Source organism: Mycolicibacterium sp. Y3 (assembly GCF_051188035.1).
GTDB classification, from domain to species: Bacteria; Actinomycetota; Actinomycetes; order Mycobacteriales; family Mycobacteriaceae; genus Mycobacterium; species Mycobacterium fluoranthenivorans.
Window position 1 is genome coordinate 2058753 of the sequence record NZ_JAVQLT010000001.1, and the last position, 24955, is coordinate 2083707.

A 24955-nucleotide genomic window follows, 5' to 3' on the forward strand; every position below is an offset into this window, starting at 1 on the left:
CGCTACCGGGGTACGTGGACGGTGACCAGCTGGACGCCGCCCAGTTCCAGCGCACTCCACGGCGTTTGGACCTGCAGTACCGCGATCGCCGACGTGGGGAACTTCTGCTCGATGGTCTCGACGGCCTCCGCGGAGCTGGCCTGCCCGGCCAGCCCCAACGCCAGCGCGGAGAGCACCGGCTCGTGCCCGACGACCAGCAGGGTGTCGATATCTTCTGCGACCTCGTTGATCTCGGCGAGGACGATGCCCGGGCTGGAGTCGTAGAGGCGATCGACGAACGTCACCGGTGCGTCGATGCCGGTGCGGGCCAGCGTCTGCCGCGTCCGCGTCGCGGTGGAACACAGCACGGCGTCGATCCGGGGTGCGTGCTCGCGCAGCCAGTCCCCGGCCAGCGCGCTCTCCCGAATGCCGCGCGGGGCCAGCGGACGGTCGTGGTCGGACACTCCGGTCGGATAGTCCGACTTGCCGTGCCGCAACAAGATGAGGGTTCGCATAGAGCCACCGTACGGTTTTGCAACGGCGAGCCGACGCGCATCCCGGGACTTGTCGGCGGTCGAACCTAGACTTCCCGTCATGCGTTTCCTCCACACCGCCGACTGGCAGCTCGGTATGACGCGGCACTTCCTCGGAGCCGGTGGCTCGGAAGCACAGCCGCGCTACTCGGCAGCCCGTCGGGAGGCCGTGGCGGGGCTCGGTGCGCTGGCCGCCGAGACCGGGGCCGAGTTCGTGGTGGTGGCCGGTGACGTGTTCGAGCACAACCAGCTCGCGCCCGCCGAGGTCAGCAAATCGTTGGAAGCCATGCGCGCCATCGGGGTTCCGGTCTACCTGCTGCCGGGCAACCACGACCCGCTGGACGCCGGCTCCGTCTACACCAGCGCCCTGTTCGTCGCGGAACGGCCCGACAATGTTACCGTGCTGGACCGCGACGGCGTCTTCGAGGTTCGTCCCGGTCTGGAGATCGTGGCCGCGCCGTGGCGGTCCAAGGCGCCGACCACCGATCTGGCCGGCGCGGTGCTGCAGTCGCTGCCCGCCGACGGGACGCTGCGGGTGCTCGTCGCGCACGGTGGCGTGGACGTGCTGGACCCGGACCCGGCCAAGCCGTCGCTGATTCGGCTGGCCGCTCTGAACTACGCACTCGACCGCGGCGCGGTGCACTATGTCGCGTTGGGGGACAAGCACTCCCGCACCCGGGTCGGTGACACGGGACGCATCTGGTACTCCGGCTCCCCGGAGGTCACCAACTACGACGACGTGGAATCCGATCCGGGGCATGTGCTCATCGTCGATCTCGACGAGGCGCAGGCGCAGGTGACCGCGCGGCATATCGGTCGGTGGCGATTCATCACCCTGCGCCACGAGGTGGACGACGACCGCGATATCGCCAGTCTGGACATCAACCTGGACCAGTTGCCGGACAAGGACCGCACCGTCGTGCGGTTGGTGCTCAAGGGTTCGCTCACCGTCACCGACAAGGCGAAGCTGGATGCCTGCCTGGACCGGTATGCGCGGCTGTTCGCCTCGCTGCGGTTGTGGGAGCGGCACACCGATATCGCGGTGATCCCCGCCGACGGTGAGTTCGACGATCTGTCGATCGGCGGTTTCGCCGCCGGCGCGGTGCAGGAGTTGATGGCCACCGCACGGGCCGACGGTGCCGACGCCGACGACGCCCGCTCGGCCCTCGGGCTGCTGCTGCGGCTCGCCGGAGGGCGCGTCGCATGAAACTGCACCGCCTGACACTGACCAACTACCGAGGGGTGGCCCACCGCGATATCGATTTCCCCGACCGCGGAGTCGTGGTGATCAGCGGTGCCAACGAGATCGGCAAGTCCTCGATGATCGAGGCGCTCGACCTGCTGTTGATGTCCAAGGACCGCTCCACCAAGAAAGAGGTCAAGGCAGTCAAGCCCACCCACGCCGATGTGGGTTCGGAGGTTATCGCCGAAATTTCCACCGGTCCTTACCGTTTCGTCTATCGCAAGCGGTTCCACAAGCGTGCCGAGACGGAGCTGACCGTGCTGTCCCCGCGCCGTGAGCAGCTCACCGGTGACGAGGCGCACGAACGCGTGTTGGCCATGCTGGACGAGACCGTGGACACGGCGCTGTGGCAGGCGCAGCGGGTGCTGCAGGCGACCGCCACCGCGCCGGTGGATCTGTCCGGCTGTGATGCGCTCTCGCGCGCGCTCGACGTGGCCGCCGGAGCCGAGGATGACACCGGCGGCACAGATTCCGATCCGCTGCTGATCGACCGCATCGACGCCGAGTACCTGACCTATTTCACCCAGACCGGCCGCCCGACCGGCCTGTGGGCCGCGGCCATCCAGCGGCTGCGGGACGCCGACGCGGAGGTGGCCGCACGTGCCGCGGCGGTGGCCGAGGTCGACGACGCGGTCAACCGCCACGCAGTGCTGACGACCACCGTGGCCGAACTTGCCGCGCAGCGCGATGCCGCCCAGGTGCGGCTGGCGCAGGCGCGGGAGGTGGCGGCCGCCGTCGAGCGGCTCACCGCCGAGCGGGACAAGGCGGCTTTGGTCGCCGCGGCGGCCGAAGCCAAGCGCGGCGGCTCGGCGGCTGCGGTCGCCGAGCGGGATCGTCTTCGCGGCGAGATCGACGAAAGATCTTTTGCTGCAGCGGAATTGATCTCTGTCGCGGCGGAGTCAGCGCGCGCCCAGGCCACAGCCCGGGACGAGCACGCGGCCGCCGAACAGTCGGCGATCGCCGGCGAGGCCGCGACAGAGGGCACTCGGACGCGTGTGGAGGCTGCCCGGGGTGCGGTGGCCGCGCTGGCCGCCCGCGATGAGGCGGCCCGGCTGGCAGGCAAGCTGGCGCGTATCGACGCCGCCACCGGTGAGCTCGAGCGGGTCGGCGCCGAACTGGCGTCCATCACCATCACCGATGCGTTGTTGCGGGAGGTGGAGGCCGCCGAGCGGGCCGTGGAACGCGCAGCCGACCGGGCCGAACTCGCCTCCGCCCATGTGGAACTCGTCGCACTGGCCGATATCGAGCTGCGGTCCGGGGATCAGACCACGGTGCTCGCGGCCGGGCAGCAGTGGTCCGCCGGCGTCGCCGCACCGACCGATATCGAGATCGCCGGGGTGCTGTCGGCCCGGGTGGTCCCCGGTGCGGACGCGGTGGACACCGCCGCCGCGCTCGATGCGGCCCGTCAGGCGCTGGCCGAGGTGCTGCACCGATGCGATGCTGCTGATGCGGCCACCGCCCGCACTCTGCACGCACGGCGGGCAGAGTGCACCGCAACCCGGGACCGGTTGCGCGCCACGGTGGATGCGCTGACCGGTGACGAGACGGTGGAACAGCTGCGCACGCGGCACCGCGTCCTGTGCGAGGGGGGACCGCACCCCGACGGGGATCTGGACGTCGCCAGGGCCGAACTCGACGCGGCGCTGACGGCGGCCCGTGTGGCCGATCGTGACGCCCAGGAACGACGCGGCCTGGTGGCCCGGCTGGCCACCCGCCTCAGCGAGGCGACGGTCGCGGCGAGTGTGCTGCGGGAGAAGCTGGGCACCGCACAGGCCGAGTTGACTGCCGCCGCCGAACGACTGGCCGGTGAGCGCGTGGTGGCCACCGACGAGGCGCTACGACAGCGTGCCGAAGCCGATGCCGAGCACGCGCGGAGCGCGGCCGCCGCCGTGGCCACCCTCGACGCGGAGCTCGCCGCCGCGCACCCGGACCTGGTCACCGCGGCACTGGCCGAGGCCACCGCCGCCGCGCACGCGGCAGAGCGGGACCGGGTCGCGGCCGCGACTGCGCTCGCCGATATCGCGACCGCGCTGCGGCTGTACGGCACCGAAGGCCGCAAGGGTGCCCTGGACACGGCCGAATCCGAACGCGAGCACGCATTTTCGGAGTACCAGCGCATCGAGCGCCGGGCTAGGGCCGCTGAACTCCTGCGCTCGGTCATGGCGCGGCACCGCGAATCGGCGCGGTTGCGCTATATCGAGCCGTTTCGCGGGGAGATCGAGCGATTGGGCCGGATGGTCTTCGGCGCGGACTTCGAGGTCGACATCGACAGCTCACTGCGCATCTGCAGCCGTACGGTGGGCGGCCGCACGGTGGGCTACGAATCGCTGTCCGGCGGCGCCAAGGAACAGATCGGGATCGTGGCCAGGTTGGCGTGCGCCTCGCTGGTCGCCAAGGAGGACACCGTGCCGGTGGTCATCGACGACGCCTTGGGTTTCAGTGATCCGGACCGGCTGACGAAGATGGCCGCGGTGTTCGACGCCGTGGGTGGCGACGGTCAGGTCATCGTGCTCACCTGTGATCCGGAGCGGTACGCCGGTATCGCCGACTCGCACGTCATCGAACTGTCCGCGTGAGCTCTACGGCGTGTAGACCGCGACGCGGATCCCGTCGCCCACCGGCAGCGTGAGGGACACGTACCGTCCCGACTCGTCGAGGTAGGTGAGCAGCGGGCCGTGAACGTCACTGCCCCAATCCATGTCGACATCGTCGACCAGCACCAGGGCGCCGGCGCGCAGCCGTGGCTCCACGAGTCGCAGGACATCCAGGGCAAGGTCGGGCCAGCCGTCCAGTAGCAGCAGATCGACGTCGAAGGGCACCGTGGCCAGTGTCTGCAGGGCGTCGCCGGTACGCAACTCGATCAGGTCGTCGAGCCCGGACTCGGTGAAGTTACGTTGGGCCGCTGCGGCTTTGGCTTGCTGCATTTCGGTGGCGATGACGGTGCCGCCGCCGTTGTCGCGGACGGCACCGGCCAGATAGAGGGTGGACACCCCGAACGATGTCCCGTACTCGACGATCCGGCGGGCACCGGTGGCGCGCGCGAGCAGGTACAGCAGTCGACCGCCGGCGTCGGACACCGACATGTAGACATCCCGGAACAGCTCGGCGCGTTGTGCGGCATCGAGATCCAACGGAAACGCCGGCACCCGGGCGAACTCGGCGGGGTCGTGTTCCTGTTCGGTGGTCAGCAGCCGGTGCAGCACGGCGGCGACGGAGGGTGATTGCAGTGAATTGGTCATGGGAACCACGCTAGGGTCGATCCATGATTGACTCCAGTGCATGTTTGATCATGGATAGTTATCCCAAATGGAATTGAATCTGGACCTGAATCTGGTGGCGGCACTCGACGCGCTGTTGCAGGAGCGCAGTGTCGGTGGGGCCGCGCAGCGTATGCACACCTCGGCTCCGGCAATGAGCCGGACTCTGGCCAGGCTGCGGCGCATCCTCGACGATCCGGTGCTGGTGCGTGCCGGCCGGGTCATGGTGCCGACACCCCGTGCACTGGCATTGCAGGCGCCGGTGCACGAACTGGTGGCCCAGGCGCAGGCGATCTTCGTCGCACCCACCGCACCCGACCCGGCCACGTTGGCCCGGGTGTTCGCCATTCAGGCCGGCGACGGTCTGTTCAGTCAGATCGGTGCCCGGCTACTGGCCGCCGTCCGTCGCGAAGCCCCCGGTGTCACACTGCGATTCGTCGGCGAGAGTCATGAGGACACCCACTCGCTGCGCGACGGAACCGTCGACATCGAGATCGGCCAGATCCGGCCCACCGAGCCGGAAACGGTCGTCGAGCATCTGCTCGACGACCGATTCGTCGGCGTGGTGCGGGCCGGACACCCGCTGACCCGCGGGCGGGTCACGCTCCGGCGGTTCGCCGCCGCCGAGCACGTGGTGTTCTCCCGCCGTGGCCGGTTACGTGGCCCGGTCGACGACCTGCTGGCCGAGCAGGGTCTGCAACGCCGCGTGGTCGCCAGTGCGCCGAGCCCGGCCGGTGGCCTGGTGTTGGTGCAGAACACCGACCTGGTCGGTCTGCTCCCCGAACGTATCGGGGCCGCGGCCCTCCAGACGTTCGGGCTGGTGAGCTTCCCGGTTCCGCTGCCGCTACCGCCTCTCTCGCTGGCGATGGCCTGGCATCCGCGCAACGAGGCCGACGGCGAGCACCGATGGTTACGCGACCGCGTGCGCGACGCGATCGTCTGCTGAGCTCAGCCCCAGGTGATCGCGCAGCGTGTCACCCTGGTACTCGGTGCGGAACAGACCGCGGCGCTGCAACTCCGGTACCACGTAGTCGACGAAATCGTTGAAGGTGCCCGGGCTTTGAGCCGCCGACACCATGAATCCGTCGGCCTCTCCGGCGGTGAACGACTCCTCGATCTGGTCGGCCACCTGCGAGGCGGTGCCGACGTACTGGGGCAGCAGCACACCCTGTGCGTACCACTTGCCGATATCCCGCAACGTCAGGTTGTCCCGGTTGGCCACCCGCCGCGCGGTGTCGAACAGGCCCTGGGTGCCGGTCACCTGCACGTCCTCCACCGGTGCGTCCAGGTCGTACTGGGAGAAGTCGTGGTCGGTGTGCACGCTCAGGGTGATCAGCCCGGAGATCGGGTCGGCCAGCTCGTTGTGGAAGGCCTGCTTCTCCCGGGCGATCGACTCCGTCTCACCGATGAACGGGATGAACGCGGGGAAGATCAGCACACCGTCCGGGTTTCGGCCGAAATTGCTTGCCCGCGACTTGATGTCGTCGTAGTACGCACGCCGGCCCTCGGGAGTGGGGTCGATCTCGAAGATCGCCTCGGCCCAGCGGGCGGCGAAATCGCGGCCCGTGTTCGACGATCCGGCCTGGATCAGCACCGGGCGTCCCTGCGGGGAACGGGGCACGTTGAGCGGGCCGCGGCTCTTGAAGTACTGCCCGTCGTGGTCGACGCGACGAATCCGACCCGGGTCGGCGAACACGCCGGTCTCCTTGTCCAGCACCAGGGCGTCGGGATCCCAGCTGGACCACAACTCGATCGCGGTGCGGACGAACTCCTCGGCCCGCTCGTAGCGGAACTCGTGATCGAGGTGATTGTCGTGGCCGAAGTTCTGCGCCTCGCTCTGCGTCAGGGAGGTGACGATGTTCCAGGCCACCCGCCCGCGGGTGAGGTGGTCCAGGCTGGCGAAGATGCGCGCCAGTTCATAGGGATGGAAGTACGTGGCGGACTTGGTGATCGCCACACCGAGCTTGGAGGTGACGGCGCCGATACTGGCCGCCACGATGGACGGATCCAGCGTGGCGGTGGCCTGGGTGCCCCGGCGCAGCGGCTCGCTGATATCGCGGCCGTACCGGGCCGGAGCGGCCAGCAGGTCGGCGAAGAAGACGAAGTCGAACTTGCCGCGCTCCAGGATTCGCCCGATCCGGTGGTAGTACTCCGGGGTGGTGAATGCGGTATCGCTGCCGGGATGGCGCCAGGCGGCGTGGCTGTGGGTCACTTGCGAGGCGATCTGGAAGCCGCCGAGGTGCAGTTGCTTGGTCATGAGGTCTCCTATGCGATTTCGGCGCGCTGACGTTCGCTCAGCGAACGCCAGCGCGCCGAAATCACTGGTCAGAAGTAGGCGTTGGCCGGGACGGGGGTGCCGTGCAGCAGGTTCTGCCCGATGGCGCGCGCCTTCAGACCCACCGGGTTGTGCAGGGTGATGGTGCGGATGTTGCGCCAGTGCCGGTCCAGGTTGCGGGCCCGGCTGGCCGCGCTGGCCCCGCCGAGCTCCAGCAGCCGGGTGGCGGCCTCCGGGGCGACATCGTCGAGATGCACCTTGACCTTGGCGGCCTTGAGCTGAGCTTCCTCGGCCAGCTCGGCGTCGGGGACACCGTTGACCGCCGACGCATCGGCTGCCGCGATGGCGGCGGCGGCGTCGAGCACCGCGGTCCGCGCGATATAGGCGGTGCTGGCCAACTCGCCGAGCTGACGCTGCAGCAGCGGGTCCTCGGTGGGTTTCTCGGCCACCGCGTGGCTGAAGCTGCGCTCCCGTGACCGCAGCAGCGCCACCCCGTCGTCGACCACGGACTCCAGGATCCCGGCCACGATGGCGTGGATGTAGAGCTGCAGCGAGGCGTACTGCACGGTGGGGGACGGCTCGGCGTCGTACGGGGTGTCGCTGAGCACCTCGTCGGCGGCCACGGTGACCCCGCTGAACGTCGTGGTGCCGGTACCCGTGCGGCGCTGGCCGAAGCCGTCCCAGTCGTCGATCAGCTTGACGCCGGCCCGGTCCGCGGGCACCACCACGGTGGCCACCGAGTCGTGGTCGGTGGTGGCGGTGGTAGTCAGATAGTCCGAGAACAGGGTGCCGGTGCTGTAGTACTTCTCGCCGTCCAGGCGGAAGCCGCCACCCGGCGCCGGCAGTAGCCGGGTGTTGAACACCAGGCTGCCCACCGCCAGACTGCCCTTCTCGCTGAAGGCGTTGCCGAAGGTCTTGCCTGCGATGACCTTGTCCAGCCAGCGCCGGTCGTCACCGCGCAGCCGCTCCTCGACGAACCAGAAGTGCGCCCGGAAGATGTGGGCAACAATCGGATCAGCGCGTGCGACATCGATGACCGCGGAAAAAAGCTGCGGGACAGTCAATCCCGCACCACCGAGCTCGGTTGGCACGCGCAGCGTGCCGAAGCCGGCCCGTTTGAGGGCGGCCACCTGGTCAAAAGGATTCTCGTCGTTACGGTCTCGGTCCTTGGCGCCCGATCCGATGCGGGTGAGCAGCTCGGTCCATTCGGGTGATCCCGGCAGGATTCGGGAGGTGTGTTCCACAGTGGTCATGCCAACCAGTTGTACTGAGCGGGCCCGCCGGGGCGCACTGCTTGCGATCACCGCGAACCTAAGAACTGCGGCAGGGCACAATGAGGAACGATGACCATGACCGCCAAGCGCCGTCGAGCCCATGCCAAGCTCGCCGCACTGCCTGGTGTGCGCGCCGTGCGCCGGCCGATCGCCCCCGGACATCCCGGCGAATTCGACCTGTACTACGTGCGGAACGGCCTGAAATCGGCGCATCCGCTGGTCATCATTCCCGGTGGTCCGGGGATGGCTTCGGTGGCGTCCTACCGGGGGCTGCGCCGGCACGCTGCCGTCGCCGGGCTGGACGTGATCATGGTCGAGCACCGCGGGGTGGGGTTGTCGCGGCACGACGACACGGGTGCGGACCTGCCACCGGAGGCGATGAGCGTCGAGCAGGTGGTCGACGATATCGCCGCCGTGCTCGATGACGCCGGGGTCGGCTCGGCGATCCTGTACGGCACCTCGTACGGCACGTATCTGGCCGCCGGGTTTGGCGTGCGGCATCCGCACCGGGTGGCGCAGATGGTGCTCGATTCACCCCTGCTGTCCGCGGGCGATATCGACTACATGCGCGCGGCGATCCGCGGCCTGCTGCTCGACGGCACCGATCCGCAGACCGCCGGCCTGGCGCCGAAGGTGCGCAAACTGTTCGACGACGGCGTGCTCACCGACTCGGCGGGCCAGTTGGCAGGCGCGCTGTACGGCTATGGCGGAGCCGCGCTGCTGGGCCGGCAGATCGAGCTGCTGTCCAGTGGGCGGACCTGGGTCTGGTCGGGGCTCAATCTGTTGCGGCGGATCCCGCACCACGCGTCGCCGTTTCGGCACGAGGAGGATCTGGTCAATCGGATCGCCTTCCGGGAGCTCAACTTCGCGGGCGTGCCCGACGGTCTGCCGCTGGACCCGTCGGTCGGTATCGCCGAGCACAACCCCGAGCACGAGGCATTCGAGAGTGAACCCTTCGATCTGACCGCCGAGATGCCGAGGTTCCGCTGGCCGACCGTCGTCGTCTCGGGTGGTCGCGATCTGGTCACCCCGCCCGCGGTGGCCCGCAGGATCGCCGGACTGATCCCCGGTGCGGTGCTCGTCGAGCTGCCCAGTGCCGGGCACAGTGTGCTCGACGTGCGTGAGCGGGCGGCCCTGGCGATCGTCGCCGCCGTGCGCGCGGGTGCGACGGACATCCTGCCCGACCGCGCCGCCGAACTCGATGCGTTACCCGCCAAAGTAGTTCTGCGCCTTGCGATGTCCGCGCTCACCGCGGCCACGCTGGCCGAGTCGGCGGTGCCGCCCTGGGTCGAGGGTGTCAGGACTTCATGAATCCGATGGCGGTGTAGTTCACGTCGCCCAGGCCCGCCGCGCCGAAGTTCGCCAGGGTGCTGCGGACCGCGACGTTGCCGGCGGTCTGGAACAGCGGCAGGCTGAACCCCTCCGCGAAGATGAGCTTGTCCGCCTCGTTGGCCAGGTCGCGCGCCTTGGTGGCATCCAGCTCGTTGAGTACCTGGTTCGCCTTGGCGTCGATCTCGGGAGTGCTGATCTTGCCGAAATTGCTCTCGGCGCCGGTGGTGTAGATCTGCGTCAGGCAGCACAGCGCGAAGGCGTCGGCCTGCCAGGCGAACTGGGCGATATCGAAATTGCCGACGGTGATGTAGTCGGTGAAGAACCGGTCGCCCGGCTTGGCCTCCAGCTGCAGATTCACCCCGATCTGAGCCAGGCTGTTCTGCGCCAGCTGGGCGATCTGCCGGGTGCTCTTGGAGTCGTAGAAGACATCGCGGATCACCAGCTGCTTGCCGTCCTTCTCGCGGAACTGGCCGTTCATCTTCCAGCCGAGGGCATCCAGCTCGGCCTTGGCCTTCTCCGGGTCGAAGGCCACCACCGCGCTGTTGTCCTGATAACCCTCTTGGCCGGCGACGAAGACGTGATTGTTCAGCGGGGTCGGATTGTCCACCAGGCCGCGCTGGGTGACGTTGGCGATGGCCTGGCGGTCGATACCCTTGGCGACCGCCACGCGCAACGCCGGGTCGGCCAGGATCGATCCCGGCGCGCCGTTGAAAGTGAGGTGATACCAATACGGCGCCGATGCGCGCCGGACTGCGATGCCGGGGGTGTTGCGCACGATCTGCAGCTCGTCGAGTGACGCGACAGCGGTGGCATCGATGGTGTTGTTCTGCAGAGCAGGGACCAAAGCTGCGTCATCGAGCACCAGGTAGGTGATGCTGTCCAGCCGTGGGGTGGCGCCCCACCACTTCGGATTGCGCACCAGCGTGATGCGTTGGGCGGTGCGGTCGATATTGGAGATCATGAACGGCCCGGCCGACGGGCCGGGTCCGTTGAGTTGCCCATTGTTGAAGACATCCGGGTTCTCGGTCATCTTCTTGGGCTGCAGCGTGGTGTTGCCCGCGAACATGCCCTTCCAGTCGGTGTAGTGCTGAGCAAAGGTGACGACGGCCTGTCGGTCGTCCACACCGCGGGTCACCGAGGCGACTCGGTCCTGGCCGGCTGAGCTCGAGATCCGGTAGCGCTTGTCCTTGCCATTGGTGGCCTGGATCTGCGAGGCGAGGTCCTCCCAGGTGATCGGCGTGCCGTCGGTCCAGACCGCCTTGGGGTTGATGGTGTAGGTGACCACCTGCGGGTTCTCGCTGGTGAGCTCGACGCTGGTGAAGTAGTCGGGGTTTACCGACGGCTCCCCGTCGGGCGCGATGGTGAAGGCGCGCGGCAGGGTGGCGCGCAGCATGGCGGCGCCGGTTCCCTCACTGTCGATACTCAGCGGGTTGAAGTTCGCCGGCATCGCGGGCAGCGCGAGTCGCAGATTACCGCCCTGCTGCAGGGTGTTGGGGTCCTGCGGGTTCATGTCATTGGTGGTGCCCACCGTGGCGTCACCGCCGATCGGCGGGATGCTCTGGTCTCCGCTGGAACAGCCGGACAGGACGAGGGTGACGGCGAAAGTGACGGAAGCCAGCCCGTAAGTCAGGCTACGGATCTTCATGGCGATCGACTTTATCCTCCGGTTGCGGGACTGCGGCGAGTAACCGCCGGGTGTACTCGTGCTGCGGTGCGGTCAGCACCTCTTCGGCCGGGCCTTGTTCGACAACGACACCCCGATGCATGACCACCACGTCGTGGGCCAGATGTTTGACCACCGACAGGTCGTGCGAGACGAACAGATACGACAGCCCGAACTGTTGTTGCAGATCCAGCAGCAGGTTGATGATGCCGGCCTGGATGGACACGTCCAGTGCCGACACCGGCTCATCGAGGGCCAGGATCTTGGGCTGCAGCGCCAGTGCCCGGGCGATACCGATGCGCTGCTTCTGCCCGCCGGAGAACTCGGCGGGGTAGCGGCCGGCGTCCTCGGGGCGCAATCCGACGGTGGTGAGCAGTTCGGCAGTCCGGGTTGCGATATCGCCCTTGTCGAAACCATTGGCGGACAACGGTTCCGCCAGGACATCCGAGACCGGAAGACGCGGGTCCAGGGCGGCGACCGGGTCTTGGAACACCACCTGCAGGTCGGTGCGCAGGCGCCGCCGAGTGCTGCGGTCGAGCGTCGCGACGTCGGTGCCCAGCACCTCGATTGAACCCGACTGCGGCGCAGTGAGTTCCAGAATCTGGTGCAGCGTGGTCGATTTACCCGATCCCGATTCACCGACGATGCCCAGGGTGTGACCCTCGCGCAGGTCGAAGCTGATACCGTCGACGGCCCGCACCTCGCCGACTTGACGGCGCAGCAGCACGCCTTTCGTCAGGGGATAGGTCTTGACCAGATCGCGGACCCGCACTACCACCGGCTGGGTGTCCGTCACCTCGGCGTTCTCGGGTTCGGTACGCACGCCGTAGATCTCGGCCGCGCTACGGCCGATCACCTCCTCGGTGTGGATGCATGCCGCGCTGTGCCCAGGGCCGATCTGGAGCAGCGGCGGTTCGGCGGCGGTGCAGTCCTCGGTGGCCAGTGGGCAGCGAGGTGCGAACGGGCATCCCGGGGGCAGCGCGGCCATCGATGGTGGGGCGCCGAGGATCGGCACCAGTCGCCGGCCGCGGGGTGCGTCCAGCCGAGGTACCGAGCCGAGCAGACCGGCCGTGTAGGGCATCGCGCGGTTCTCGTAAAACTCTGACACCGAAGCGCTTTCGACCACCGCGCCGGCGTACATCACCAGCGCCCGGTCGGCGAACTCGGCGACCACCCCCAGATCATGGGTGATGATCAGCACGCCGGCGCCGGTGACATCGCGGGCCGTGCGCAGCAGGTCCAGGATCTGGGCCTGAACGGTGACATCCAAGGCGGTGGTGGGCTCGTCGCAGATGATGAGATCCGGATCGTTGGCGATCGCGATGGCGATCACCACGCGCTGGCGTTCGCCGCCGGACAGTTCGTGCGGAAACGCCCGGGCCCGCTGGCCCGGGTTGGTGATGCCCACCAACTCCAGCAGTTCGACCGCCCGGGTCCGGGCCTTACGGCGGTCCAGGCCGGGCTGGTGGATGCGCAGCGCCTCGGCGATCTGGTCACCGACGGTGTACACCGGGGTGAGCGCCGACATCGGATCCTGGAACACCGTCCCGATGGAACGGCCCCGGATCTTCGACAGCTGGTCGTCGTCGAGGGTCAGCAGCTCCTCACCGTGCAAGCGCACCGAGCCGGACACCTCGGCGTACTCGGGAAGCAGGCCGACGACGGCCATCGCGCTCGCCGACTTCCCGGCACCCGATTCGCCCACCAGGGCCACGACTTCACGCGGGGTGATATCGAAGGACACCCCGCGCACCGCCGACACCCATTCGGTGTCGGTGGGGAACGCGACGGTCAGGTCGCGGACCTCCAGCAGGCTCACTTGGCACCCCTCCGCAGCCGGCGCGATCCCGGGTCCACCGCATCACGTAACGCGTCCCCGGCGAGGTTGGCGCACATCACGATCAGGATCAGGACGCCCGCCGGGAACAGGAACACCCAGGGGAAGGTGGTGGCCGACGGGGTGCCGTCGGCGATCAGGGTGCCCAGTGACACGTCGGGGGCGCGCACGCCGAACCCGAGGAAGCTCAATCCGGTTTCGGCGAGGATCGCGACACCGACGTTGAGCGTGGTGTCGATGATCAGGATCGAGGCCACGTTGGGGAGCACGTGCCGGGCGATGATGCGGGTGTCGCTGACACCCATATACCTTGCAGCGGTCACGAATTCGCGCTCACGCAAGCTCATGGTGAGGCCGCGCACCATGCGTGAACTGATCATCCAGGAGAAGACGGCCAGCAGCACGATCAGCACGAGCAGTGCCCCCGAACCGTTGGTGTTCCTGGTGGCGATGGCGATCAGCAGGAAGCTCGGCACCACCAACAGCAAGTCGACGACCCACATCAACGCGCGGTCCCGCCAGCCGCCGAAGTAGCCGGCGATCGCGCCGACGACGGCGGCGATGAACGTCGAGATCAGGGCCACGCACAGGCCGATCAGCATCGACTTCTGCATTCCCCGCAATGTCAGGGCGAACAGATCCTGGCCCAGGGCGTTGGTGCCGAACCAGTGCTTGGGGCTCGGTGGGGTCTGCAGGGCGTAGTAGTCCAGATCGGTGTAGCTGTAGGGCAGCAGCGGGGGCAGCGCGTAGCAGCCCAGGAAAAGGAGGCACAGTACGGCGAGTGCCACCATGGCGGGCCGGTTGCGTACGAACCGTCGCCACACCAGGGTGCGGCGGGACGCGAAGGTCTGGACGTCCACACCGGATTTGGCTGTGGTCGTCATCGGTTCGCTCATCGGATTCGGACCCGGGGATCGAGCGCCGCCAGGATCACGTCGGACAGTACGCCGGCCAGCAGTACCGTCGCGCCGGAGAACACCGTCATCGCGACGATGATATTGGTGTCCTGCGAGGCCAGCCCCTGGACGAACCATTCACCCATGCCGTGCCAGCCGAAGATCTTCTCGACGAACACCGCTCCGGTGACCAGACCGCCGACACCGTAGGCGAACAGGGTGGCCATCGGGATCAGCGCCGTCCGCAGCCCGTGCTTGACCAGCGCCTGCCGCCGGGTCAGCCCCTTGGCCCGGGCGGTCCGGATGAAGTCCTGGCCGAGGACGTCGAGCATCGCGTTGCGCTGATACCGGCTGAACCCCGCGATCGACCCCAGCGCGAGCGTCAGTGTCGGGAGCACCAGATGCTGGATCCGGTCTACGAAGATGTTCCAGCCGCCGCCGATCGCATCGGGCGAGGTTTCGCCGGTGTATTCGAAGAGCTGCACACCCAGCACCGAATTCACCCGCAGCGCAACGAGTATCAACAGGCTGGCGATGACGAACGTGGGCGTGCTGATGATCAGCAGCGACAGCCCGGTGATGACGCGGTCGGAGAGCCGGTACTGCCGAATGGCGCCCCACGCGCCCACCACCACGCCCAGGATCGCGCCAACGACCGAGCCGATGACCACCAGCCGCAGGCTGACCCCCACTCGGCGCCCCAACTCGTCGCTCACCGGTTGGCCAGTCACCGTCTTACCGAAGTCGCCGTGCACGGTGCCCACCAGCCAGGTGGCATACCGCGCCGGGATCGGCTGGTCGAGATTCAGTTCGGCGGCCTTGGCGTCGATCACCGCCTGTGGTGGGCGCGGGTTGCGCTGCTGCAGACTCTCCAGCGGTCTGAACGTCAGGGACGCCAGCGTGAACGCCAGGAAGGACGCCAACAACAGCAGCACGATGTAGTTGAGCAATCGTCGCGCCAGAAACCGCGTCATCGAACCTCCTGCATGAGGCACAGGGTAGGAGATGACCGCGCCACAAGCCCGTTACCGGCGAATTGACATGCACGCGTCAGCTTTCTCACAGTGTCGTGGGATTCACTCTCACAGCATGAATTCAACAACTCCCCGGAAGATTCAAATGTTCGCCGCCGCCGTCGGCGCGGGCGCCCTGGTGGCGATCGGCGTGCTCGGCGCGCTGTTCGCCCATTCCAGTGCACCGATGGCGTCGAACACGATGCAGATCGGCGTCACCACGACATTGGAGCCGACTCCGCCGTCCACACCCGAGGTGGCCCGCGCGGTGCCCGCCATCAAGGGCCCCGCCAAGTAGCTGCTTCACAGCGCGGTCATATCGAGGCATCTCATACCGGCTGGCCAGCCCGTATCCAGCTCGGCGGCGTTCGCTGGAACGCATGAAACTGACAATCATGCTGATCGGTTGTCTCGCCACGGCCGCGCTCTTGGTGTGCGGGATCATCACGGCCACGACGATGCCGGTGGCGGGGGCGGCAGGTCCGTCCGATGACGGGGCGGCGACCACGTCGGTGGTCCCGACAGTCGAGGCGACCACGATGGCCGTGCCGGCGATCCGTGGCAAGGTGCCGCTCTACCCGGGTGAGGCGCCCAACGCCGATCCGCAGGGCTGATGGCTTCCAGGTTTCGTGGAGCAGCTTCTCGGCTACCCCGAAGCCATGGATACCGCCAGAGTGAAATTGCTGTCCGCGGCCGCCGGGCTGGGGGCCGTCCTCGTGATGGGTGTGCTGTCCGTGGCAGGCAGCGAGGTCAGCCGAGCAGACCCGGCGCCGCCGGGACCGGTCACGACGACGCCGGCCACCCTCGGGGAGACGGTCACCGAGACCACTGCCGTGCAATCGCCGGAACCGACGGTCAACGAGCCGCCGGTCACCTTCACCACACCCTCGGGCTTCGCCGTCCCGCACTAGTGATCGGCTGCGCCGATCGTGGTGATCGATCTGGTGTCACCGGTCCGGGTGGCGCGGATGCTCACCTTCTGGTTCACCGTGAACGGCACGCTGCTGTCTGCCGCTGTCGGCGGGATGACGTACGTGCTGGTGAAGCCGTCGTCGCTGCGTGCGGTGATCGACGTGGCCGACACGGCCGTGACCGTGCCCACCTGGACGATGTCGGTCTGAAAGCCGCCGTTGCCGTCGGGGACCACGAACTCTCCGTGCAGCGCCGCCGGGTCCGTCGCGACGTGACCCGTCCCGGACCGGCCCGGCCCTCCGCCGAACGGTTCCGCGCCGGGCGGCGGGCCACCCGGGAATCCACCGAAACCCCCGCCACGGCCACCGCTGTCGGTCGCCGCGTAGACCGCCCCGCCGCCCAGGGCGCCGATCACCACGGCCACGCCGACCGCGGCGAGAGTCTCGCGTCTACCCCAGCGGTGTTCCTGGGGTCGGCCCCAGGGTTGTTCTTCCTCGCTCATGTCCGCCACTGTGACGGGAATCCCTATGTGCACGCTGTGAGACGAGACGGTTGTGGATAGAACTCGCAATATTCATAGATTGCGCATAGGAACGGCACAGTGCCAGCCCATTACTTGTTTGAATACTGAACAGTGTGACCACGGTGACCAATGGGCTGGCGAACGGGCAGGCAAGCGGAATGTCTAGCGGATCGGGATCCGAGTCAGATCCGGCGCGCGTCGTGATGCGGCGGGCCGACGGAAAGCCGATCAACGTTCTCGTCGTCGACGACGAGCCGGTGCTCGCCGAACTGGTGTCGATGGCCCTTCGCTATGAGGGCTGGGATATCGAGACCGCCGGCGACGGTGCGAGCGCCATCGAACTCGCCAAGGAGAACCCGCCCGACGTCGTCGTGCTCGACGTCATGCTGCCGGACATGAGTGGCCTGGACGTCCTGCGCAAGCTTCGCGACCAGCAGCCCGGACTGCCGCTGCTGTTGCTCACCGCCAAGGACTCGGTGGAGGACCGGATCGCCGGCCTCACCGCGGGCGGCGACGACTACGTCACCAAACCCTTCAGCCTGGAAGAGGTCGTCCTGCGGTTGCGTGCGCTGCTGCGCCGCACCGGGGTGGCCAACGAAGCCGGCGGTGCACAGATCGTGGTGGGTGATCTGGTGCTCGATGAGGACAGTCATGAGGTCACCCGGGGCGGCGATCCCATTTCGCTGACCGCGACCGAGTTCGAGCTGCTGCGGTTCATGATGCGCAACGCGAAGCGGGTGCTGAGCAAAGCGCAGATCCTGGACCGCGTGTGGAGCTACGACTTCGGCGGCCGGTCCAATATCGTCGAACTGTATGTGTCCTACCTTCGCAAGAAGATCGACAGCGGCCGCGAACCGATGATCCACACCCTCCGCGGCGCCGGCTACGTCCTGCGCCCCCCGCGCTGAGGTGAGAAGCCGCGTCCTGGCACCACGCACCTGGTCGCTGCGCATGCGGCTGCTGGTCACCCAGGTCACGCTGCTGGCGCTGTTGTGTGTCGGCATCGGCGTCGCCACCGAGTTCGCGTTGCAGCGATTCCTCATGCACCAGCTCGACACCCAGCTCCTGGAAGCCGCCCGGCGTTCCGCGGGCATCGTCGACCTGCCACCGCCGCCGTTCGGGCCGGGGCCGCCGTTGGACGGCCCGCAGCACAGCGGTGGGCCGCCCGCATTCCGGTTCGACCCGGAGGCCGGGCCCGGTCCGGGGTTCCTGAATGCGCCCGGTCAGGCGATCCGCACCGTCGGCATGGTCATCGGGCACGATGGATCCCTCGATGCCGGGGTGATCACCTCGGACGGGGCCACCGCCGATATCAGTTCCACCGCGGCCGCTCAGTTGGCCGCCGTCCCGCCGACGCGCACTCCGGTCGCCATGCACCTGGATGGTCTGGGGTCTTACCGGGTGCTCGCCCTGCATGCGCACCGCAGTGGCCGGGTGATCGTGGTCGGCCTGCCCACCACCGTGGTCGACGACACCCTGCTGTGGGTGCTCGCGATGTTCTGTGTCGTCGCCGCGATCGCGTTGGCCGGGGCCATCATCGCCTGTATCTGGATCATCCGCCGGCAACTGGCGCCGCTGTCGCGGCTGTCGGCGGCGGCCCGCGATGTGGCCGATCTGGAACTGGACCGCGGCGAGGTCAATCTGCCCACCCCGATCGTCCCGGTCGACCCCGACACCGTCCATACCGAGGTGGGTCAGCTCGGGTCGGCGCTGAACCGGATGCTGGACCGGATCGCCGGTGCGCTGTCGGCCCGCCATGCCAGCGAGACCCGGGTGCGCCAGTTCGTCTCGGACGCCAGCCATGAGTTGAGGACGCCTCTCGCAGCAATCAGGGGCTACACCGAACTCGCCCAGCGCAAGCGTGACGATCTGCCGGCCGATGTCGCGCACGCGGTGAGTCGGGTCGAGTCCGAAGCCCAGCGGATGACCACGCTGGTGGAGGACATGCTGCTGCTGGCCCGCCTGGACGAGGGGCGCCCGCTGGAGCGCGCCCAGGTCGATATGTCGCAGCTGGTGGTCGATGCCGTCAGCGACGCGCACGCCACCGGCCCGGATCACGAGTGGTCGCTGGACCTGCCCGAGGAGCCGGTGCTGCTGGTCGGCGACCATGCCCGGCTGCACCAGGCGCTGGCCAATCTGTTGGGCAACGCCCGCACGCACACCCCGGCGGGCACCTCGGTGGTCACCTCGCTGAGCGTGCTGCCCGACGGCGATGTGCAACTGACCGTGGCCGACGATGGGCCGGGTATCCCGGCGAAACTGCAGCCGGAGGTCTTCGAACGGTTCGCGCGCGGGGATTCGTCGCGATCGCGCCGGATGGGCAGCACCGGGTTGGGTCTGGCGATCGTGGCCGCCGTGATCCGGGCGCACGGCGGGCGTATCGACCTGCGCAGCGCGCCGGGCGATACCGAGTTCGTCGTCACCTTGCCCCGAGGTGAATCACAGGTAACGCACAGCGCCGACAAAACCGCCACGTAGCGCGGGTTGTGAGGATCGATCAGGTGACCGCCGTACTGCCCGAGGTAGCTGTGCCCGTGCCCGCATCGACCGCCCGCCGGATCGCGGTGAGGGAACGCGCCGCACTGGCGGTGCTCCTTGCCGGGACGGCGGTGCTGTACCTGTGGAACCTGTCGATCAGCGGGTGGGCCAACGGCTTCTACTCCGCTGCGGTGCAGGCCGGCGCGAGCGACTGGACCGCCATGCTGTTCGGATCCAGCGACGCCGCCAACGCCATCACCGTCGACAAGACCCCGGCGGCGCTCTGGCTGATGGACATCTCGGTGCGGCTGTTCGGCTTGCACTCGTGGAGTGTGCTGCTGCCTCAAGCCCTCGAAGGAATAGCCGCGGTGGGCTTCTTGTACGCCGCGGTGCGCCGGGCTGCCGGGCCCGGTGCCGCTCTGCTGGCCGGTGCGATCCTGGCGCTGACCCCCGCGGCGGCCCTGATCTTCCGGTTCAACAACCCCGACGCACTACTGGTGCTGTTGCTGGTGGTGGGCGCGTATTGCGTGCAGCGGGCATGCGAGCCAGCCAGCAGCCGCTGGTGGATGGTCGCGGTGGGCGTGGCCGCCGGGTCCGCGTTCCTGGCCAAGATGCTGCAGGCGTTCCTGGTGCTGCCGGCTTTCGCCGCGGCCTATCTGATCTGTGCGGCCGCCCCGCTGCGCACCCGGCTGTGGCGCCTCGTCGGGGGCATCGTGGCCCTGGTGCTGTCCGGCGGCTGGTACTTACTGCTGGTCGAACTGTGGCCGTCCGCGTCCCGGCCGTATATCGGGGGCTCCCAACACGACAGCATCATCGAACTGGCGCTGGGCTACAACGGCCTGGGCCGGTTGACCGGTGACGAGGTCGGCGGACTGGGCAACATGAACCACGATGTGGGCTGGGGCCGGCTGCTGGGCTCCCAGATGGGCACCCATATCGCGTGGCTGCTGCCCGCCGCGCTGATCTGCCTGGCCGCCGGGCTGGTGCTGACCCGGCGTGCGCCCCGCACCGACGCCACCCGCGCCGCCCTGATCCTGTGGGGTGGCTGGCTGGTGGTGACGGCCGTGGTGTTCAGCTACGCGAACGGCATCCTGCACCCCTACTACACGGTGGCGCTCGCGCCCGCCATCGGTGCCTGCGTGGGCATCGGGGTGAGCATGTTGTGGCAGCGGCGATCCGACCTGAGATGCGCGACGGCGCTGGCCGGCACGGTGCTCGTCACCGCGGTGCTGGCGGCGGTGCTGCTGGGCCGGCAAGCCGACTGGATGCCGTGGCTGCGCGCGGTGGTGGCGGTCGCCGGGATCGGCGCTGCGGTCCTGATCCTGGTGTCCGGCCGGCTGCCACGAGCGGTGGCCGGCGTCGCCGCTGCGCTGGCGGTGACGGCCTGCCTGGCCGGCCCCGGGGCCTACGCCATCGCCACCGCGGCCGGCCCGCACAGCGGGGCCATCCCCTCGGTGGGGCCGGGGCGCGGCTTGGGTGGCGGTTTCGGTGCTGGTTTGGGAGGTGGCCCGTTCGACACTCCCACCCCCAAACCCGCGCTGACGGCCCTGTTGAGCGCCAACGCCGACGATTACACCTGGGTGGCGGCCACCGTCGGCTCCACCAACGCGGCCGGCTATCAACTGGCCACTGGTGCGCCCGTGATGGCGGTCGGCGGGTTCAACGGCACCGATCCGGCGCCGACCCTGCAGGAGTTCCAGAAACTGGTGTCGGACAAGAAGATTCACTACTTCATCCACGCCGTGATGATGGGCAACTGGCGGTCCGAGACCAGCGGCAGCCGGGAGGCGGCAGATATCGCGTCCTGGGTGCAGAGCCACTTCACCGCGGTGCCCGTGGCCGGTGTGACGGTCTACGACCTGACCAGCGCGCCGCATTCATAGGTTTCGCATAGCTTGTGCCCACGGCCGACACACCCCGACGCCCAAGTATGGACTCATGACAGACATCGCCTTCGCCGCGCGGCCCAACGCCGTACAGGTCGCTCGCTCGCTCGCCGTTCCGGTGGTCGACGTGGTGGTGCCGGTGTACAACGAACAGGCCGCGCTGGCCAACTCGGTCCGTCGGTTGCACCGTCACCTGCAGGAGAACTTCCCCTATCCGGTGCGCATCACCATCGCCGACAACGCCAGCATCGACGACACGCCGCGGATCGCCGCCGAGCTGGCCGCCGAACTCGACGAGGTACGGGTGGTCCGGCTGGAGCAGAAGGGCCGCGGCCGTGCCCTGCACCAGGTGTGGTCGCAGTCCGATTCGCCGGTGCTGGCCTATATGGACGTCGACCTGTCCACCGACCTGGCCGCACTGGCGCCCCTGGTGGCTCCGCTCATCTCCGGTCATTCCGACCTGGCGATCGGCACCCGCCTGGCCCGCAACGCACGCGTGGTGCGCGGCCCCAAGCGCGAGATCATCTCCCGCTGCTACAACCTGATCCTGAAGTCCACCCTGGCGGCCGGCTTCTCCGACGCTCAGTGCGGCTTCAAGGCGATCCGCGCCGACGTGGCCCGCGAGTTGCTGCCCTATGTCGAGGACACCGGATGGTTCTTCGACACCGAGCTGCTGGTGCTGGCCGAGCGCACCGGTCTGCGCATCCACGAGGTGCCGGTGGACTGGGTGGACGATCCCGACAGCCGGGTCGACATCATCGCCACCGCGACCGCAGACCTGAAAGGGGTGGGCCGCTTGCTGCGCGGTTTCGCCAACGGCTCCATCCCGATCAATACCATTGCCGCCCAGCTGGGTTCACGCCGTGCCGCGGCACCGCGCTCGCTGCTGCGCCAGGTGGTGCGGTTCGGCACCATCGGTGTCGCCTCCACCATCGCCTACCTGCTGCTGTTCATGGCGCTGCACGCCTCGATCGGCGCCCAGGCGGCCAATCTGGTGGCGCTGCTGGTGACCGCTGTCGCCAACACCGCCGCCAATCGCCGTTTCACCTTCGGGGTGCGCGGCGCCGGCGCGGCACGGCATCAGTTCGAGGGCCTGATCGTGTTCGGCATCGCGCTGGCCATCACCAGCGGATCGCTGGCCGGGTTGCACGCCTTCGTCGAACAGCCACACAAGCTGGTCGAGTTGACCGTCCTGGTGCTGGCCAATCTGGTGGCCACCGCAGTCCGCTTCGTGCTGCTGCGCGGCTGGGTGTTTCATCCGCGCCGCACCTCCTGAACGACTCACCGATACCCGAAGGACTCAGATGACTGTGACCGATTCCCGGCAGGCGGATGCCGGAGCGGCGGGAAAAGCGACCGTCGACGCGGCCCCCGGCGCGCGCGGCAGGGGAGCCCGGCTACTGCTGGGCGATGGGACGCAGGCCCCCTGGGAGCGGCCCGGGCTGCTGGCACTGCTGGCCACCACCGCGGTGCTCTATCTCTGGGGCCTCGGTTCCAACGGCTGGGCCAACAGCTACTACGCCGCCGCGGCGCAGGCCGGCACGCAGTCGTGGAAAGCGTTGTTGTTCGGCTCCTTTGACGCAGGCAATGCCATCACGGTGGACAAGCCGCCCGCGGCGATGTGGGTGATGGGGCTGTCGGGCCGGCTGTTCGGATTCAGCGAGTTCACCATGTTGCTGCCACAGGCCCTGATGGGTGTGGCCGCGGTGGCGGTGCTCTACGCGACGGTGCGGCGATGCAGCGGGCCGGGTGCGGGTCTGATCGCCGGCACCGCGCTGGCGCTGACGCCGGTGGCGACGTCGATGTTCCGCTACAACAATCCCGACGCGCTGCTGGTGCTGCTGCTGGTGATCGCGGCGTACTGCACGGTGCGGGCCATCGGCGCGGTTTCGGCGGGCGCCATGACCACATGGATGGCGCTGACCGGCTGCGCCGTCGGTTTCGCGTTCCTGACGAAGATGCTGCAGGCGTTCCTGGTGCTGCCCGGCCTGGGTATCGCCTTCCTGATCGCCGGCGGCGCGACCGTGGGCAAGCGGGTGGGTGCGCTGGCCGTGGGTGTGGTGGCGATGGCGTTCTCCGCCGGTTGGTATATCGCGCTGGTCAGCCTGTGGCCCGCCGATGCCCGGCCCTATATCGCCGGTTCGACCGACAACAGCCTGCTGCAGCTTGCGTTCGGCTACAACGGCATTCAGCGGATCACCGGTAACAATCAGCCCGGTGGCGGTGGACATTTCCCGGGTGGGCCCGGCGGCGAGGGTGGCCGCAATGTGTTCTTCGGCGGCGAGCCGGGGATCGGCCGGTTGTTCAACGACTTCATGGGCACCGAGGTGTCCTGGCTGCTGCCCGCCGCGCTGATCGGTCTGGCCGCCGGGCTGTGGTTCACCCGGCACAGTCCGCGCACCGGTAAGGTCCGTGCCAGCCTGATCCTCTGGGGCGGTTGGTTGTTCGTCACCGGTGCGGTGTTCAGCTATATGGACGGCACCGTGCACCCGTATTACGCGGTGGCGCTGGCCCCGGCGGTGGCCGCGCTGTTGGGTATCGCGGTGGCCGAGCTGTGGCAGGGACGGCAGTTCCTGGCCCCCCGGCTGGTGCTGACGGTCATGCTGGCCGGCACCGGGGTGTGGACCTTCGTTCTGCTCACCCGCACCCCCGACTGGTTCCCCGCGCTGCGCTGGGTCATCCTGATCGGCTCGGTCCTGGTGGCCGCGGTGCTGGCGGTGGGCGCGCACAAGCTGGGCAAGGCCACCCTGGTGGTGGCCGCGGCGGCCCTGCTGTTCGGCTTCGCCGGCAGTGCGGCGTATTCCATCGCGACGGTGGCAGGCACGCATTCCGGTGGGCCGATGCCGAGTTCGGGCCCGGCCCGCGCCGGCGGCGACTTCCCCTTCGGTCCGCCCGGGGACCGGGACAAGAAGACCGATGATGCTGCGCTGGAGAAGCTGATCACCGGGCTCGACAACCGTTGGGCCGCAGCGACGATCGGCTCGATGCAGGCCGGCGGTCTGGAACTGAGAACCGGAGCGTCGATCATGTCCATCGGTGGATTCGCCGGTGGTGACAATTCGCCCACGCTGGAGCAGTTCCAGCATGACGTGACCGACGGCCAGGTGCGGTACTTCATCGTCAGCGACCGCGGTCCGGGCGGGCACGGCGGACCGGGTTCGGACAGCCACAGCGCGGGCGCCCAGATCTCGGCGTGGGTGCAGCAGCACTTCACCAAGCTCGATGTGGGTGGCACGACGGTCTACGACTTGAGTAAACCGGTCGACTGATCCCCTGGCGTGATGGATTCACGGTGATTCCGACCGGTGCCCTCGACGTCGACCGTTGTTAGCGTCCGGCAGGTGTCTGTCACCGATCAACTGCTGCGCAACAACGAGGAATACGCCAAGACGTTCAGCGGCCCCGAGAAGTCGAGGCCGTTGCCGCTGCCACCGAGCAAGCATGTCGCCGTACTCGCCTGCATGGACGCTCGCCTGGACGTCTACCGTGTCCTCGGACTGGGCGAGGGTGAGGCACACGTCATCCGCAATGCCGGCGGGGTGGTCACCGATGACGAGATCCGCTCGCTGGCGATCAGCCAGCGCCTGCTCGGCACCAGGGAGATCATCTTGATCCACCACACCGATTGCGGCATGTTGACCTTCACCGACGATGACTTCAAGCGGGGCATCCAGGACGAGATCGGCCTCAAACCCGAATGGGCCGCCGAAGCGTTCCCGGATGTGGCCGAGGATGTGCGCCAGTCACTGCGCCGGATCGAGGCCAGCCCGTTCGTCACCAAGCACGAATCGTTGCGCGGCTTCATCTTCGATGTCGCGACGGGGCGCCTCGAGGAGGTGACCCTCTAGCCCGCC

At 68.4% G+C, this 24955-nt stretch carries 22 protein-coding genes; 13 read left to right on the forward strand and 9 right to left on the reverse strand.

Features of this window, described 5'->3' with window-relative positions; genetic code table 11:
- Nucleotides 1-2: 2 nt before the first annotated feature.
- Nucleotides 3-494: a SixA phosphatase family protein gene (locus QN239_RS10135; RefSeq protein ID WP_499010008.1), complete on the reverse strand. Its 492-nt coding sequence runs from the start codon at nucleotides 492-494 to the stop codon at nucleotides 3-5.
- Between the two features lie 79 nt (nucleotides 495-573).
- Here QN239_RS10135 and QN239_RS10140 point away from each other — a divergent pair, with 79 nt between their 5' ends.
- Both QN239_RS10140 and QN239_RS10145 read left to right on the forward strand, forming a co-directional pair.
- Nucleotides 574-1719 (forward strand): metallophosphoesterase family protein, encoded by a 1146-nt coding sequence (locus QN239_RS10140; protein ID WP_499010009.1) that lies wholly within the window; start codon nucleotides 574-576, stop codon nucleotides 1717-1719.
- The gene (locus QN239_RS10145; protein WP_499010011.1) at nucleotides 1716-4331 is read left to right on the forward strand and encodes an AAA family ATPase; all 2616 of its coding nucleotides are present in this window, start codon (nucleotides 1716-1718) and stop codon (nucleotides 4329-4331) included. Before QN239_RS10140 ends, QN239_RS10145 begins: the two co-directional genes overlap by 4 nt.
- Nucleotides 4332-4334: 3 nt before the next feature.
- Here QN239_RS10145 and QN239_RS10150 read toward each other — a convergent pair whose 3' ends face one another.
- Nucleotides 4335-4994 (reverse strand): O-methyltransferase, encoded by a 660-nt coding sequence (locus QN239_RS10150; protein ID WP_499010013.1) that lies wholly within the window; start codon nucleotides 4992-4994, stop codon nucleotides 4335-4337.
- Nucleotides 4995-5061: 67 nt separating this feature from the next.
- Between QN239_RS10150 and QN239_RS10155 the strand changes: the two genes are divergently transcribed.
- A complete protein-coding gene (locus QN239_RS10155; RefSeq protein ID WP_499010014.1) occupies nucleotides 5062-5958 on the forward strand; it encodes a LysR family transcriptional regulator in 897 nt (298 codons plus the stop codon).
- Here QN239_RS10155 and QN239_RS10160 read toward each other — a convergent pair.
- Nucleotides 5923-7269 carry an LLM class flavin-dependent oxidoreductase gene (locus tag QN239_RS10160; protein WP_499010016.1) on the reverse strand — a complete coding sequence of 449 codons (1347 nt, stop codon included), beginning with the start codon at nucleotides 7267-7269 and terminating at the stop codon, nucleotides 5923-5925. The two genes, QN239_RS10155 and QN239_RS10160, sit on opposite strands and share 36 nt — an antisense overlap.
- Before the next feature lie 68 nt (nucleotides 7270-7337).
- A complete protein-coding gene (locus QN239_RS10165) occupies nucleotides 7338-8540 on the reverse strand; it encodes an acyl-CoA dehydrogenase family protein (RefSeq protein WP_499010018.1) in 1203 nt (400 codons plus the stop codon).
- Between the two features lie 90 nt (nucleotides 8541-8630).
- Between QN239_RS10165 and QN239_RS10170 the strand changes: the two genes are divergently transcribed.
- Nucleotides 8631-9872 (forward strand): alpha/beta fold hydrolase, encoded by a 1242-nt coding sequence (locus QN239_RS10170; RefSeq protein ID WP_499010020.1) that lies wholly within the window; start codon nucleotides 8631-8633, stop codon nucleotides 9870-9872.
- Here the strand turns inward: QN239_RS10170 and QN239_RS10175 are convergent.
- The 4 genes from QN239_RS10175 to QN239_RS10190 are packed head-to-tail and all read right to left on the reverse strand — an operon-like array spanning nucleotide 9859 to nucleotide 15263.
- Entirely contained in the window at nucleotides 9859-11538 is a 1680-nt protein-coding gene (locus QN239_RS10175) for an oligopeptide ABC transporter substrate-binding protein OppA (RefSeq protein WP_499010022.1), read from the reverse strand. The two genes, QN239_RS10170 and QN239_RS10175, sit on opposite strands and share 14 nt — an antisense overlap.
- Complete coding sequence (locus QN239_RS10180) at nucleotides 11525-13375, reverse strand: oligopeptide ABC transporter ATP-binding protein OppD (RefSeq protein ID WP_499010023.1); 1851 nt, start codon at nucleotides 13373-13375, stop codon at nucleotides 11525-11527. The genes QN239_RS10175 and QN239_RS10180 overlap by 14 nt, the downstream gene beginning before the upstream one ends.
- Nucleotides 13372-14289, reverse strand: coding sequence for an oligopeptide ABC transporter permease OppC (locus tag QN239_RS10185; RefSeq protein ID WP_499010025.1), 918 nt, complete (start codon nucleotides 14287-14289; stop codon nucleotides 13372-13374). The genes QN239_RS10180 and QN239_RS10185 overlap by 4 nt, the downstream gene beginning before the upstream one ends.
- On the reverse strand, nucleotides 14286-15263 hold the full coding sequence (locus QN239_RS10190) for an oligopeptide ABC transporter permease OppB (RefSeq protein WP_499010027.1): 978 nt from the start codon (nucleotides 15261-15263) through the stop codon (nucleotides 14286-14288). Before QN239_RS10190 ends, QN239_RS10185 begins: the two co-directional genes overlap by 4 nt.
- Before the next feature lie 115 nt (nucleotides 15264-15378).
- On the opposite strand from QN239_RS10190, the gene QN239_RS10195 reads away from it, so the two are divergent.
- The 3 genes from QN239_RS10195 to QN239_RS10205 all read left to right on the forward strand — a co-directional run bounded on the left by QN239_RS10195 (nucleotide 15379) and on the right by QN239_RS10205 (nucleotide 16213).
- Nucleotides 15379-15600 carry a hypothetical protein gene (locus QN239_RS10195; RefSeq protein WP_499010030.1) on the forward strand — a complete coding sequence of 74 codons (222 nt, stop codon included), beginning with the start codon at nucleotides 15379-15381 and terminating at the stop codon, nucleotides 15598-15600.
- Between the two features lie 82 nt (nucleotides 15601-15682).
- On the forward strand, nucleotides 15683-15916 hold the full coding sequence (locus tag QN239_RS10200) for a hypothetical protein (protein ID WP_090363990.1): 234 nt from the start codon (nucleotides 15683-15685) through the stop codon (nucleotides 15914-15916).
- Nucleotides 15917-15961: 45 nt separating this feature from the next.
- A complete protein-coding gene (locus QN239_RS10205) occupies nucleotides 15962-16213 on the forward strand; it encodes a hypothetical protein (RefSeq protein WP_499010031.1) in 252 nt (83 codons plus the stop codon).
- On the opposite strand, the gene QN239_RS10210 is transcribed toward QN239_RS10205, so the two are convergent.
- Complete coding sequence (locus QN239_RS10210; protein WP_499010032.1) at nucleotides 16210-16716, reverse strand: hypothetical protein; 507 nt, start codon at nucleotides 16714-16716, stop codon at nucleotides 16210-16212. The genes QN239_RS10205 and QN239_RS10210 overlap by 4 nt on opposite strands.
- Before the next feature lie 224 nt (nucleotides 16717-16940).
- Between QN239_RS10210 and QN239_RS10215 the strand changes: the two genes are divergently transcribed.
- From QN239_RS10215 to QN239_RS10240, 6 genes are all read left to right on the forward strand, one after another.
- Nucleotides 16941-17645, forward strand: a complete 705-nt coding sequence (locus tag QN239_RS10215; RefSeq protein ID WP_167164388.1) for a response regulator transcription factor — start codon at nucleotides 16941-16943, stop codon at nucleotides 17643-17645.
- A gap of 43 nt (nucleotides 17646-17688) precedes the next feature.
- Entirely contained in the window at nucleotides 17689-19215 is a 1527-nt protein-coding gene (locus QN239_RS10220; RefSeq protein WP_499016690.1) for a sensor histidine kinase, read from the forward strand.
- A gap of 50 nt (nucleotides 19216-19265) precedes the next feature.
- On the forward strand, nucleotides 19266-21098 hold the full coding sequence (locus QN239_RS10225; RefSeq protein ID WP_499016691.1) for an ArnT family glycosyltransferase: 1833 nt from the start codon (nucleotides 19266-19268) through the stop codon (nucleotides 21096-21098).
- Between the two features lie 55 nt (nucleotides 21099-21153).
- Entirely contained in the window at nucleotides 21154-22377 is a 1224-nt protein-coding gene (locus tag QN239_RS10230; RefSeq protein WP_499010033.1) for a bifunctional glycosyltransferase family 2/GtrA family protein, read from the forward strand.
- A gap of 28 nt (nucleotides 22378-22405) precedes the next feature.
- Nucleotides 22406-24370 carry an ArnT family glycosyltransferase gene (locus tag QN239_RS10235; RefSeq protein ID WP_499010034.1) on the forward strand — a complete coding sequence of 655 codons (1965 nt, stop codon included), beginning with the start codon at nucleotides 22406-22408 and terminating at the stop codon, nucleotides 24368-24370.
- Between the two features lie 72 nt (nucleotides 24371-24442).
- Nucleotides 24443-24949 (forward strand): beta-class carbonic anhydrase, encoded by a 507-nt coding sequence (locus tag QN239_RS10240; protein ID WP_499010035.1) that lies wholly within the window; start codon nucleotides 24443-24445, stop codon nucleotides 24947-24949.
- Nucleotides 24950-24955 lie beyond the last annotated feature (6 nt).